This is a genomic window from Streptomyces sp. A0592, assembly GCF_004795115.1.
Lineage (GTDB): Bacteria > Actinomycetota > Actinomycetes > Streptomycetales > Streptomycetaceae > Streptomyces > Streptomyces erythrochromogenes.
Genome location: NZ_SSBM01000042.1, coordinates 1 through 12,979, shown reverse-complemented (window position 1 = coordinate 12,979; position 12,979 = coordinate 1). Strand labels below are relative to the sequence as shown.

Below are 12,979 nucleotides of genomic sequence, written 5' to 3'. Positions count from 1 at the left end.
GCGAGCGGTGACGGGAACGACCGGTGGCCCTGCCCCTATGCGACGGGGCAGGGCCACCGGCCTGTCCGACGGCACCGCGGCCCGGCGACGCCCTGTCGGGCCCAGCCTGGGCGATGCCCCGTCGTCGCCACGGGAGCAGCGCGCAGACCGGGACCGACGGAACGTCCGGGCGCGGGGCCTATTGCTGGTTGATGGGCAGGGCCAGGTCGGTGACCTTGTACCGGGCCGGGAAGGCGCCCTTGTCGGTTGCCCTGCCGGTCAGTGGGTCGACTGCGTAGAGGCGGTAGGTGCCTGCGGTGCCGATGGTGGCGAAGCCGCGGTTCACTCCGGTGGCCGGGCTGTAGTGGATGTCGAAGCCGGCGTCCAGGGCGGCGTCGACGCCGAGGTTGCCGGTGGGGGCGAGGGTGCCGGCGTTGGCCGGGGACTGCAGCGAGATCCGGTCGGCCATGGTGTCGAGGTCGAACAGCGTGGTGGCCGTCGCGGTGTTGAGGTCGTTGTTGGTGTAGGCGGCGCCGGTCACGCCCATGGCGGTCGACGGCGGCGTGGTGGGGTTGGTCAGGGTGCCGTCGGTGGTGGTCGTCAGCGGGGCGGCCGCATCGTCGATGTTGTGGCGCAGGTTCTGGCCCGTGTTGGAGATGACCCGCAGCCGGTTGGCCGCCGGGTTGAAGTCCACGCCGAACGCAGTCCCGGCCAGTGCCACGGTCAGCTGCGACACCTTCACAGCTCGGGTGTTTGTGGTGTTCAGGGTGTAGATGCCGCCCTGGTCGCCGACGCCGTACAGCTTCTCGTTCTGGACCCGGAAGTCGATGCCGACGAGCTTAGTGTCGCCGGAGAGACCGGAGACCCTGCCCAGCGACCAGGTCTTGGACGGCTTGGTCACGTCGAACTCGACCAGGCGCTGGTCGCCTGTCAGGCCGATCGCGATCAGGCCGTCCTTGCCCTCCATCGCCGGCCAGCGCGGGCGCGGCGCACAGGGCAGCGAGGACAACTGCGGACGCGGTGGTGAGAGTGTGCTTTCGCATGATGCTCCCGGATCGGGTACCGCGGCCAGGCGGCCGCAGGCTCGACCGTGATTCGCAGCCACCGCCACTGCGGACGTGTGACCGGGGCGGATACCACCCGCATGGCCTAGACAGCGGTGGGGCTGTTGCTCCGGTCGAGTGCCTGAACCCCCATTGGGCTGGCCATGTGGGTGTCCAGCGGCTCGTCCACCGCTGTCGGCGCGGTCGCGGACGCCGCCGAGGTCACGGTGCTCCCCGGCGACGGTCCGACTGCGCGGGCCGGACTGCATACGGCGGCTGCCAGGGCCAACGAGGCTGCCAGCGAGCGGCCAGAGACGGATGTGCGGGAGGAGCCGGTTGGCGTCCGCGCGGGGTTCGGCATGCGGCGGTTGCCGTGGGCCTGCGGGTCCCCGTTGCCTTCTGACCCTTGGACGGTTTCCCACACCGGTGAGGCAGCTTCGTACGCCGGGGCGGCTGGGGGCGTTGAGCGCACGCTGGCGCGCGTCACGACGGATCATCAGAGCGTTGCGGGAGATGCATACGACGTGCGTGAACTGCTTGTTCCCCACTGTCAGGGTCTTCCGGGGACTTAGGCGGTCCACATCTGGCCCACCGGCTCCGTACGGGTGTGATGCATCAAGCCGGTACGGTGCCCCCCCCATGGCTGACTTCTTGATCATGATCACGACGGTGGACAACCAGACCTCCGCGCGGAGGCTGTCGCGCTCGGCAGTGGAGGCGAGCCTAGCCGCTTCCGGGCAGGTGACCGGGCCCATCGAAACGACGTACCGACACCTCGGGGAAGTCTCCAAGGGCACCGAGTATCAGGTGACGTTCCGTACGACCGGTGACCGGCGCGAGGCACTGGAGAAGCATCTGGTGGACAACCACCCCTACGACTAGCCAGAGGTCATCGCGTTCACCATCGACGCCGGCCGCGCGGAATACCTGGACTGGATCAGCCGGGCCACCCGCTAGCACTTTGCGCGCTCCAGTAGGGCGCCGACCGGGGCGAGGGACCGGTGGGGCTCCAACCGCTTGGCCATCAGGCGGGCCCGGGCCATCGGTCTGATCGACGCCAGTCCCTCGGAGAGGTTGAACACCCGTGCTGTGATCGCGGTCGAGCGCTCGACCTCTCCCGCGTCCAGGTACGCCGCTGCCAGCCACGACAGCTACAGCGCCCTGTTCCGGGCCCGGTGTCGTCGTACCGGGCCAGAGCGTCCTCCAGGGCCGGGATGGCCCGTAGCGGTCGGTGCAGCTCTGCCCAGCAGCGCCCCGTCATGATGGCGATCTCGTCGGGGTCGACCCAGTACGCCCAGTCCGGGCCTGGCTCGTCGCTGTGTTTGTGGATGGCCTCTTCGGCAATGCCCAGGACGTAGTCCGCCTCCTGGTGGTTCCCCGCGGTCGCGTGCTGCCATGCCAGCCCGGTGGCCCTCCGGTCGATGGGCGATTCCCGTAACAGCCGCCGCTGTCCATGTTGGTGTGGAAGCGTCAGCGAGCCTCGCACCCGTCTGGGGGAACGCCGCGCCAGGATAGGGAGCCCGAGGGTCCTCTCTCCCCGGACGGAAGGAGAGCGCATTGATCACCACGAACGTTCAGCGCCACGGCACGGTCCTGGTCAGCGTCAACGGGGCACTCGACGATGACGCGGGCGCGGCACTCCAGCGGGCGCTGGACGACGTCACCGCTGGCGAGCGGGACCTCATGGTCGACCTTCACGGCGCGATGTCCATGGATGCCGACGGCCTGCTCCATCTCCTGACCCTGCACCGGCGTGCGGAGAGCTTGGGCTTGCGCGTTCTGGTCGTCGGCTGGCAGCCCCAGCCCCAGCAGTGCATGGCAGATGTCGCCGGCATCCGCGGGCGCGGCTCGGCCACCGGCGAGCGGTACGCCGTGGCGGGCTTTCGCCGGCTGATCGAGGAGCGGGTGCAGCGCGCACGCGACCTCTCGCATTTCGGTGCCGGGTGGCTGTCCGGCCTCTAGCGAGCGCTGGTCTTGTCCAGCAAGGCCCGCCGACGTTCATTTCTATCCGGCGCTTCGCGTACCAGGGGGGGCTTGGGGATCCACACCGGTGGTGGCGGAAGCGTCCTTGGTTCCGCTCGGGCGCTGCGAGCGGCCGCGCGCGCCGCGGTCGTGCATCCCCTTCTCGCCGGTGCCCTTCTCCTGGTCTTCGCCGCGGGTGCCCATGCTCTTGGAGGGCTTGCCGTGGGGGTTGCCCGCCTCTTCCTTGGAGACTTTTCTGCCCGGGCCCTTGGCGGGGGCGTACTTCTCCGGGTGGAAGGAGCGGTGGGCGCTGGGGTTGTCCTGCTGGCGGGTTTCGTCCACGTCGGGAGACCAGCCGTGCTGCTTGCCCTTGTGGCGGCTGATTCCTTCGCCGTCGCGGGGGTGGGACGCCTTCGGCTGCTTGGCCATGACTTGTGACCTGCCAGTTTCATCGGAATGGGCGCGCTAAGCCTGCTACCCGTTGTAGCCAAATTGTCTCACTCGCACACTGTGCGGGCATTTCGGCTTCTCTGGTGGCCGGGGTCAGGGTTACTCGTCCGTAGCGTCGTGTTCCGGGGCTTTGCGCCAGCGGGCCTCGCAGAATGAGTAGAGGCCGAACAGCAGCAGGCCCCCGGCTGCCGCGATCAGGAGACGGGTCCGGCGGGGGTGGTGGCGAACGAGCGGAGGGTCGCGTCGAGGCCCTTGGCCTCACTGGGCTCGAACCGCAGAGCGGCCAGCACGATGAACAGGCCCGCGACTGCCGCGATCACCCCGCACGCGACGCCGCCGATGACGCCCAGCCACGCGACGACCCGCCGCGTGGGCGCGCTCATCTCCTCGGTCCGCAGGTTGTCCTCGAACTTACGCATCAGGCTGCGGACGACGATCACCACGCCCACGATCACCAGGACGGCTCCCACGACGCCGACGAGCGCCCGCCCGCCCGGCCAGCTCAAAACCTTGGCCGTGTAGTCCTTCGAGGTGTCGTCGCCGGGACGGCCGCCGGCGGACCCGCCGACGAGCGCGGTCTGCGCCACGCCAATGGCGATCACCGTGTAGAAGACGGCCAGGCCCAGAGAGCCCAGACGGCGAGTCCACGTGTCACCGCCGGCCACAGCCTGGCCGAACACCGCCTCCGACAGCCGCCACAGCGCCATCGCCGCCAGGCCCACCACCAGCGCCCACAGCAGCACCCTGCCGAAGGGCTGATCACCGATGGTGCTCACCGCGCCGGAGCGATCGGCTTCCTTGCCGCTGTCCCCGCCGAAACCGATCTGCACGGCGAATAGCCCCACCAGTACGTAGATCACTCCCCGGGCGCAGAGCCCGATTCGGGCAGCGGCTTCCATGGCGTGGCTGTCGGCCACGCGCTGCCCCTGCGACGGGGTGGGGACCGCGTCCTTCCCGACGGCCATGCGCACCTCCGACGGGACAGGTCCAGCGCCAGGGATGACGTTGACGGGTGCTCGCCGCCGCCGCTTCTCGAGGCGTGGCGGTGCTCAAGACGTCGGGGCCTGGGTCGGTCCGGATCTTCCGGCTTCGACCTCGCACGATCCGCGACGCCAGTACCTGCGCAGGTGTAATACCTCCAGGCGTCCCTGCTCATCGTCCGTCTGCTGGGCGCCGCCATGCGGTGAGCGGGGTTCTTTCACCGTGGGTCGGTTTCGTTGAGGAAGCTACCGACAGCGGCTCCGGCACCTCCGGGCATCGCCCGGTGCTGGGCCTCCCCTGCCTGGTGGGGAGGCCCAGCACCGGCGGAGTGGGCTCAGCTGTGGTCGCGGCCGTAGTACTGGCCGAGCTGGTTGCGGTAGGCGGCGTCGCCGCGGTGCTTGTCCTTGTCGTACTCCGGGGAGTCCTTGATCTGGTCCTTGGTGAGGTTGACGTTGATCGTCTCCTCCTTGACGTCGACGCGGACGACTGCGCCGGCGGGGATCAGAACCTCCTTGCCGAAGATCCACGGGCCGGTGTCGACGACGATGTAGGAGGCGCCGACCTCCTCGGTCGCTTCATCGACCTTGCCGATGTGGCCGTCGCTGGCCTCGACCTTGAAGCCGACCAGGCTGGTGCCGGGCGTGTAGTGCGACTGCGGGTTGTAGCTCCACATGTTCTCGGACACGGGTGTCTTCTCCTTCTGGACGGGGATCGTCGTCGGGCCGCCGATCGCCGGCGCACGACTGGCCATCCCTGCCCGCTGTGAGAGCACCGCCTGTCGGGAAGTAGCCCATCCGCCGCAGCAACCACCCGGGCGGACCTCCCGACGTGGACGACGGCCTATGGGCAGTGCCAGGGGGCGATCAGCTCCAGGAATCCTTCGACCTGGAGTCGTTCACCGGTGGCTCCGTTGTGGCCTTCGGTGAGGCCGTCGGTGTAGAGGGTCAGGGCGCCGTTGGCCGGGAGGGGGACCTTTGTGGCGGCCCGGTTCCGTCGGCCGGGGGCGATGCCGTGCGTGGCGGTCCCGGCTTTCCCGCCGAGGGCCACATCCAGGTCAGTTCTATGCCTGGGCCCACGCGATCAGCAGGGTCTCCCGCACTACCGGCTCGAGCGTGCCCTGCGCGGCGTGCTCGCGGCCCCACCTGACGAGGTTGCCCGGGTGGGCGGTTCCCGCGACGAAGTCGGCCAGCAGGGCTTGGGAGAGTTCGGCTTCCTTGGCCGCGTATCCTCCAGCTGTGGCCGCATAGACGGTCACCACGGTCGACTCGGTGTCCGTCTCGAGCCGCAGCCGAATCTCGGGCGGCCCCTCGCCGAGGAAGGCCCCCGCCGCGGCCGTGACCATCGACCCCAGAAGCCGGGCAACGCGGCCCGATGTGCCTGCGGTAGGGACCTCCTCGACGACGGCAGACCGCAGTTCCTGCCACGTCCACACGCGGGAGTCGTCGGGATCGACGGCCTCCACCCCCCTCCCCACCCAGGCGGACGCCACCGCCGATGGCATCAGGTGGCGGACCTACGAACACGGCATTTTCAGTGATCCAGAACAGCCCGGCCATCGCCGCAAGCCACGCTCCTGCTCTCGCCTGCGTCTGAACGCCGTGTAAGTCCCGCAGGGTCCGCCAGTGCCACCCCTACCGCGTGGCACGTACACGATGCGGCAGGTACGCCGGTCCGGTATCGAGCACCAGGCCCCGATCCACGCCTTCTCAGCGGCTGTCGGGGGGGGGCATGACCGCCCGTGCGGCGCTGCCCGGCCGGCTCAGGCTCCCGACGATGCGCGTCCCACTCTCCGGGTGCACGCGGAGCGGTCGGGACGGACCCTGGGGAGGGGTAGGCAATCAGGCAGCGGGGCCATAGGTAAGCGAGCAGATTATTGGAGTGATCTTGCATGACTTACCGTTTCCTGGCTCGGCGCCCTGCGACATTCGTCGCCGTCGCGGTCGTGGTGGCGGCAAGCGTGCCGGCTTCCGGCTCAGCGATGGCCGGCTCCTTCGATCCAGCGCTGACGCCGCGCATTGGGGTAGTGGCGGCGATTCCATCGGTGGACTGGGTGGAGACGACCGACCCGCCCAGTGGCATTCGCGCCTCGCTTCCGGGGAAGGCAGAGACCCGCGACGAGATCGTGTCGATCAAGGGCAGGAACGTCGACGTGCGCGGCTACTGGCTGGACACCGCGGAAGGAGGGGTCGGCTTCACGGTCCACGACATGCCCGACGACTTGTACACCCTGGAGGAGAATCTCCAGCGCCTCGTTGAGCGGTACATGATCACTACGGCGGAGCCTCTGACCAGTAGCAACGTGAAGAAGTCGACCGTTGACGGTCGGCCTGTGCTGGATGCGCGTCTCACTTCCGAGACCAACGGTGAACCCCTGGCCGGCTCGGTCCGTCTCATAGCCGACGACAAACACTTCGTGCAGGTCCTGTCCCTCGGTCCCCAGGCGAACGAGAAGGCCCTGAAAGCGGTGCACGAGCGGATCCTCGCCGGACTCCGCATCCCCAACCCCTAAAGCCGGTCCGGCGCCAGGTCGGCATGCCAGTTCCCGTCGAGCACGCAGACGACCTGCTGAAGTCGGACTTCCTCGGGCTGTTCGTATCAGTTCTCGCCCAGGCAGCCTGGAACTCCAACCTGCGCCTGGAGGGCGACGGCGAGCTCGATGAGTGGCGGCAGCGTATAGCCCAGCACTTCGTCTTCCTCCTGGACCACACTGCACCCGTTGCCTTCACGGAGAAGGCGGCCCGCGGCATGGACGTGGCGGTGGCGCTCGCAGACGGCCGCCTGCTCGCCACCCTGACCGACGTCGACTGGCCAGGCGGAGACCCCGCGTCCGCCCCCTGGACGGCCGGCCCGCTCTCCTTCGCAGACAAAGAGATCCTCGGCGGCATGACCATCAAGGCCATCAAGCTGTTTCGAGACCACCTCGGCTGCTCGATCCACGAGGCCCTGGACATCCTCCAATCCCGCTCTGAGCACCTGCGCCGCGAACATTCGGACGACTGAATGATGGGCCGCGCCAGCCAACCAACTGGATTCGCTGAGTAGACGCCTCCACTGGACGAGATAGGACACCCCCACCCTCGAACGCTGCGATGACTCTCCGCGGCCGCCCCCCAAGATCTGTGCGAGAACCGAGTCGCGACGTCGTTTTGACGCGACATTGGGAGTCGCACGCTCGCGCGAATAGGCAGTGTTCATGAGAACGGGAGGCAGCGTCCCGGGCTTGGCTCCACGGCCGCTTGAAATCCGCGTGTGGCGAGGAGGCCCGGGACTTTGAGTGCAAACTGCGCGGTGTGTCGCGGGTGAGGACTCCGACGACGCCCAACCTGACCTGGCAGAAAGAGCCTCCAAGCCCACAGCGGGCACCTGCTGAACCGGCGGACCATTGTGCTCCTTCCCCCGGAACGCATGACTGGCGGGTGGTGCCGTACCAGTTCAGCCACATGTGACGTTTCTGCGGCTGATGTTCTTTGAGAGCGGTTTGTGGAGGTCGGGGGAGGGCATTCTTCCCGCCGGTTGTCGCCCTGCCATGCCAGCTCAGCGTGGGGCGTCGTGGCTGCCCCCTCATGGGCAAGGCCCAGCCGGATCAGTGCAGACACGACACGCGTGGGCCGGGGTAGGCCCGGCCGCGGGAAAGGAGACATCATGGCGTTAGCTCCTGGCAAGACCTACCAAATCGTGAACAAGCGCTCTAACTTGGCGCTCACTCCGAAGTCGTGGTCGACCGGACCGTCGACGGTGGACCAGTACGACATCCAGGCCTCCGGCGCGGGAAACGCGATCAGCCAGACGTGGCACCTATTCCCGATGGACGGCAACGACTACCTCCTGGTGAACAAGCGCGGCGGTATGGCGCTCACGCCGGAGTACTGGTCGACAGGCCCCTCGGGTTTGGACCAATACCACATCCAGCGGGAGGACAAGCGTCCCCATCAGCTGTGGAACCTGGTCGACCGGGGCTCGGGCTGGTATCAGGTCATCAACAAGGCCAGCGGCCTCGCGATCACGCCGGAGCGCTGGTCCGGCGGGCGGTCGGCGGTGGACGTGTACTACGCGCAGCAGCCGGGCGACGCGAACTTCGACTCCCAGCTGTGGAAGTTCCAGCTCGTCGACACGTACAGGCCGGTCACGGATCTGCAGCCGGTGCCGTGGCCTGCGGACGGTGTGGGTGATGTGATCCGCCTGACCGGGCACACCGTGCCGGAGCCGGCGCGGACTCCGGAGGTGCTGATCGGCCAGGTGGCCGTTCCCTTCGCCGTTCAGGACGGCGGCGGCTCCGCCGACCAGCAGGCGCAGCACAACCCGTACCTGATCTTCAAGCAGTACGGCTACTGGGAGCGGGTGTTCTACTACGAGCACTCCGGTCTCTCCCAGTACGAGGAGAAGCAGCGGACCACCATCGGGCTGACCACGTCGAACAGGACCGAGGTCGAGCGGACGACGAGTATCTCCGTCACGGCGGAGGCGGGTTTCGTCTTCAAAGGCTTCTCCGCCGGGATCAGCACCACCGTCACCGACCAGCTGCGGGTCCTGCGCGCCACGGAGGAGACCGAGTCCAGCGAGAAGGAGGACATCATCACCCGGACGTATTTCGTCGGCGACCGGGTCACCGAAGCCCTCTGGTACCGGGGCGATCACTTCGTCCTGCAACGCATCGACGGCAGCCAGGTCGCGGAATGGCGTACCCGCTCTAAGAGGAGCTCGGTTCTCGACGGCTGGCCTAGGGCGGGCGACGCGGCGTCCTGGCCGGAGCGCGGAGACGACGAGACCGCCAAGGCCTGGCCGGAGTGACCCAAGCCGAGTCGTAGCGGCACCGAGCGGCCCGCAGAACCGGGGTACCGCAACGCCCTGCCGGAGGTCATCACGGACAAGGCCGAGCACCGGCGACCGCAGCCGGCCGGTGCTCGGCGTACGGCACGACCCAGTTGCATCGGCCGGATCCGAAGCCCTGCCCTGAGTTCTCTACCCCGAGTCCCGGGCCCTGGGATCGTTTCCGCAGGTCGGCGGTCGGCACCTGCGGCGTCACGCCCGGATCGCCCCAGCTACTGGCCGGTCAGTTGCCCCGTGGTGTCCGAGCCGGGATTTCGGGGCCTGGTCGCCATGACTGACTCCCAAACTCGTCCATGGAGCCTTGTGACGGGGTGGCCTGCCTGTCCGCTATGGCCAGGTAGACCACCCATTTCGTGGTGCTGCCGAGTCGCGCTGGCCCCGGGTACATCGCCCTATCCGCGTCGCTTACCTCTTCTCACAGGCCAGAGGAACAGTCCGCCCTCGTGGTCAAGTTCCCCGGGGGAGCCTGTCGGTTCTCGCCGCGTCCTGGGCGGGCTGTGGGTGATGATGGGCCTGTGAGCACCACCACCGTCGACCGGCCTGTCTCCCACGAGCCCAGGCGCGCGCTGTTCCCTGATCAGGTCCGGGGGCTCGACGCGGTGGTCCGCCATCTGCAGCGCCCTGGTAGCCGCGGGCTGTATGTGTCGGCGACGGGTACGGGGAAGACGGTCGTCGGTATCCGGGCCGCGCTCGCGCTGCGCGCCCGCCTGGTCCTGGTGGTGGTCCCCACGCTGGACCTGGCTGCGCAGACGGCGTTGGCGTGGCGGTCGGACGGCTACGCGCGCCACCTGATCATCGTCTCCTCGATGGACACCGCAGGCCACGCCGCGCTCACAGCGGCGCAGGTCGGCTCGACTGGCAGCCCGGCTGCACTGTCCGCACTGCTGTCGGTGGTCGGCCCGGGCCCGGATCAAATCCCCTTCCTCACCGTGGTGTGCACCTACGACTCCCTGGACAAGATCCGCGACGCCCAGCACACCGGCCGCCCCGTGCCGCCGTTCGACCTGGCGATCATGGACGAGGCGCACCGGATTGCGGGCCGCGCGGACAAGAAGTGGACGGTCATCAACGACGCCTCGGCCATCCACGCGGATCGCCGGCTCTACATGACTGCGACCCCGCGCAGCTTCGCCGCCCCCGAGGTGGCAGAGTCCGCCAGCCGGATCCCCCCGCGCCGCCACCACGCGACCGCCGAGCCGGCCGACGCGTCCGCGAACTCGATGGACAACGAGGCCGTCTACGGCCGGAAGATCTTCGAGTACCCCCTGGCAACCGTCATCGCGGACGGCCGAGCCCCCCCAGCGGGCCGCCGACCTGGCCGCACTCGACCCCCACTGGCAGCTCCCGCACGGCCCCGATTGGCACCGCAAATACCACCTGCTGCGCCACCACCTCGAAACCGGCCGCCCCCTCACCGCCGACACCACCGCTGGTAGCGTCAGTCTCGGCGGCTGGGCCGTCCGCCAGCTCACCCAATGGACACCCTGGAGACCGGCCAGCGCCAGCTCCTGGAAGCCCTCGGCATCACTCCGACCGCCACCAGCCTGGCCCCCCGCCCGACAGCCCGTCGCACCTTCGCCCAGACCGTCCAGCTCCTTGAACTGTTCCTCCACCGCGAACACCGCGCCCCCACAGGCCGCGAAACCATCACCGTCGACGGCGACACCGTCAAGATTGGCCCCTGGTTCGCCAAGACCCGCACCAAAATGCGCGCTGGCCAACTCAACCCACGGGGCCGGCGGGGCCCTGCAAGCCCGGGCCCCGCCAGCATCAAGCCATGGCCGTTACCGGGAACTTGCACCGCTGGACGCACGTCACGATGTCCCCGCTCGCGGGGTCCACGCCTTCGTCCACGATGAGCTCCCGAGCCCCCGGCGCACCCACTGCCCGCAGCTACGTCCGCGACAGCGACGGAATCACAATCACGCTCATCGGCGTGCAGACGTCCGTGGCGGCTCATGTCCTCACGGTCGACCCCGAGCGCCTCGACCGCAAGGCCGTCGCCCAGGCACTTGACGACATCGCGGGGACCTGCCGGAGCGTCCGGGGGGAACTGCGTACGACGCTGGAGGTGCTGCGGGCGCCCGACACGGTCGTGGGCGCGGATCTGGGAGCGGGGGCCGATTCCTTGTCCGGTTCTGCTTCCGGGGCCGAGGACATGCGGGGGCCGCTGCCCGGGATCGACGGACTGGCCGGTCTCGTGGAGGCCGGCCGGGTGGCCGGGGCCGAGGTCGAACTGTCCGTCCGCGCGGACGGCATCCCGCCCTCCGTGGGCGTCGCCGCGTACCGGATCGTGCAGGAGGCGCTCCCAACGCCGTACGTCACGGTGGCCGCGAGGACCTCACCGTGCGGGTGGGTCTGTGGGCCGCGGACGGCGTACTGCGGGTGAGTGTCAGGGACGACGGCTCGGGCGGGGACGCCGGCTCGGGCGGCGGGGTGGGCCCGTCCGACGGCCGGCCGGGGTTCGGGCTCGTCGGAATGCGGGAGCGGGGCCCGTAGCGTGGGCGGCACACTGGACGCCGGTCCGGGGCCCGCCGAGGGCTTCGAAGTGACGGCCACACTGCCGCTGTCCCGGGAGGGCGAGGTTCGATGACCATCCGCGTACTGCTGGCCGACGACCAGAACCTCGTACGGGCCTCCTTCGCGATGCTCGTTTCGTCGGCCGGGGACATGGAGGTCGTCGCCGAGGCGGGCACCGGGCGGGAGGCCGTGGCGCTGGCCCGGTCGGCGCGGGCCGATCTCATCGTGATGGACATCCGCATGCCCGACCTCGACGGGATCGAGGCGACCCGGCTCATCGCCGCCGACGAGGATCTCGCGGGGGTGAAGGTGCTCGTCCTGACGACGTACGAGACCGACGAGCACATCGTCGAGGCACTGCGGGCCGGTGCGTCCGGCTTCCTCGTGAAGGACATCAGGCCGGCCGAACTCCTCGACGCCATCAGGACGGTGGCCGCGGGGAGTCCCTCCTCTCGCCCGGTCCCACCTCGCGGCTGATCGCCCGCTTTCTGCGCGCGCCGAACACCGCGACGACATCCGCGGTGGGCGGGCCGAGCGGGCTGTCCGAACGGGAGCGGCAGGTGCTCGCGCTGGGCGCGCGCGGTCTCAACAACTCCGAGATCGCCGTCGCGTTGGGACTCAGCCCGCTGACCGCGAAGACGCATGTCAGCCGGATCATGGGCAAGTTGGGGGCACGGGACCGGGCGCAGCTCGTGATCGTGGCGTACGAGTCGGGGCTTGTGATACCTGGGACTGTCTGAGTCCGGGCCGACTTCGGTTCGGGTTCAGGTTGCGTTCCGGGGGTCGGTTGCACGGTCCCTCAACTCCCTGAGTTTGCGCGGGGGCCGTCGCTCCGCCTACGGTTCTCCGCCACCTGGCCCTGGCGAGACAAGCTGACCGGCGCATCCAGCGTCGGCGCAGGGGCGGATGTGTGCGAGTCGAAGGGGTGCTTGCTCTTGTGCGTGTGTCCTGGTGCGATTCCGTCGGCCGGGAGGGCGGTGGCGTGGAGAGGGGCGGGGCGTGAGGCGTACACGAACGCCGAGGGCCAGGAGCCCGACCTGACGAGGTGGTTCTCGTGTAGGTGGTGGGTCTGTGTTTCAGGGGGATGTCCGTGTTGTTCTGCCGGTGGCGGAACACGGGTCGGATCGGGTTTGGTGGTTAGTACGGTCGGGTGTCATGACGGAGATTGTGGGGCGTGTGGTTGAGTATTCGGCTGATGGTTTGACGATGGTCGGGTA

10 protein-coding genes and 4 pseudogenes are annotated in these 12,979 nt (G+C 69.1%); 8 read left to right on the top strand and 6 right to left on the bottom strand.

Features of this window, described 5'->3' with window-relative positions:
• Window positions 1-178: 178 nt before the first annotated feature.
• Window positions 179-1,022 (bottom strand): annotated as a pseudogene (locus E6U81_RS34140) (DUF4394 domain-containing protein).
• A 639-nt stretch (window positions 1,023-1,661) separates the two neighbouring features.
• On the opposite strand from E6U81_RS34140, the gene cutA reads away from it, so the two are divergent.
• Together cutA and E6U81_RS34130 are read left to right on the top strand one after the other, a co-directional pair.
• On the top strand, window positions 1,662-1,904 hold the full coding sequence (gene cutA / locus E6U81_RS40200) for a divalent cation tolerance protein CutA (protein WP_168714815.1): 243 nt from the start codon (window positions 1,662-1,664) through the stop codon (window positions 1,902-1,904).
• 675 nt (window positions 1,905-2,579) lie between these two features.
• Window positions 2,580-2,984, top strand: coding sequence for an STAS domain-containing protein (locus E6U81_RS34130; protein WP_136233880.1), 405 nt, complete (start codon window positions 2,580-2,582; stop codon window positions 2,982-2,984).
• A gap of 42 nt (window positions 2,985-3,026) precedes the next feature.
• Here E6U81_RS34130 and E6U81_RS34125 read toward each other — a convergent pair whose 3' ends face one another.
• The 5 genes and pseudogenes from E6U81_RS34125 to E6U81_RS34105 all read right to left on the bottom strand — a co-directional run bounded on the left by E6U81_RS34125 (window position 3,027) and on the right by E6U81_RS34105 (window position 5,877).
• Complete coding sequence (locus E6U81_RS34125) at window positions 3,027-3,413, bottom strand: hypothetical protein (protein ID WP_136233879.1); 387 nt, start codon at window positions 3,411-3,413, stop codon at window positions 3,027-3,029.
• Between the two features lie 215 nt (window positions 3,414-3,628).
• The gene (locus E6U81_RS34120; protein WP_346766193.1) at window positions 3,629-4,351 is read right to left on the bottom strand and encodes a DUF1206 domain-containing protein; all 723 of its coding nucleotides are present in this window, start codon (window positions 4,349-4,351) and stop codon (window positions 3,629-3,631) included.
• A gap of 398 nt (window positions 4,352-4,749) precedes the next feature.
• Window positions 4,750-5,100: a PRC-barrel domain-containing protein gene (locus E6U81_RS34115; protein WP_136233878.1), complete on the bottom strand. Its 351-nt coding sequence runs from the start codon at window positions 5,098-5,100 to the stop codon at window positions 4,750-4,752.
• A 176-nt stretch (window positions 5,101-5,276) separates the two neighbouring features.
• Window positions 5,277-5,438: pseudogene (locus E6U81_RS34110) on the bottom strand (fused response regulator/phosphatase); the annotation flags it as partial.
• 37 nt (window positions 5,439-5,475) lie between these two features.
• Window positions 5,476-5,877: a hypothetical protein gene (locus tag E6U81_RS34105; protein WP_136233877.1), complete on the bottom strand. Its 402-nt coding sequence runs from the start codon at window positions 5,875-5,877 to the stop codon at window positions 5,476-5,478.
• 426 nt (window positions 5,878-6,303) lie between these two features.
• Here E6U81_RS34105 and E6U81_RS34100 point away from each other — a divergent pair, with 426 nt between their 5' ends.
• The 6 genes and pseudogenes from E6U81_RS34100 to E6U81_RS34070 all read left to right on the top strand — a co-directional run bounded on the left by E6U81_RS34100 (window position 6,304) and on the right by E6U81_RS34070 (window position 12,502).
• On the top strand, window positions 6,304-6,924 hold the full coding sequence (locus tag E6U81_RS34100) for a hypothetical protein (protein WP_136233876.1): 621 nt from the start codon (window positions 6,304-6,306) through the stop codon (window positions 6,922-6,924).
• A 23-nt stretch (window positions 6,925-6,947) separates the two neighbouring features.
• On the top strand, window positions 6,948-7,415 hold the full coding sequence (locus E6U81_RS34095; protein WP_136233875.1) for a hypothetical protein: 468 nt from the start codon (window positions 6,948-6,950) through the stop codon (window positions 7,413-7,415).
• A gap of 642 nt (window positions 7,416-8,057) precedes the next feature.
• Window positions 8,058-9,203 (top strand): RICIN domain-containing protein, encoded by a 1,146-nt coding sequence (locus tag E6U81_RS34090; protein WP_136233874.1) that lies wholly within the window; start codon window positions 8,058-8,060, stop codon window positions 9,201-9,203.
• 554 nt (window positions 9,204-9,757) lie between these two features.
• Window positions 9,758-10,678 (top strand): DEAD/DEAH box helicase family protein, encoded by a 921-nt coding sequence (locus E6U81_RS34085; RefSeq protein WP_240804172.1) that lies wholly within the window; start codon window positions 9,758-9,760, stop codon window positions 10,676-10,678.
• A gap of 482 nt (window positions 10,679-11,160) precedes the next feature.
• A pseudogene (locus tag E6U81_RS34075) lies at window positions 11,161-11,835 on the top strand (ATP-binding protein); the annotation flags it as partial.
• Window positions 11,832-12,502: pseudogene (locus tag E6U81_RS34070) on the top strand (response regulator transcription factor). The pseudogenes E6U81_RS34075 and E6U81_RS34070, both read left to right, overlap by 4 nt.
• The last annotated feature ends 477 nt before the right edge of the window (window positions 12,503-12,979 follow it).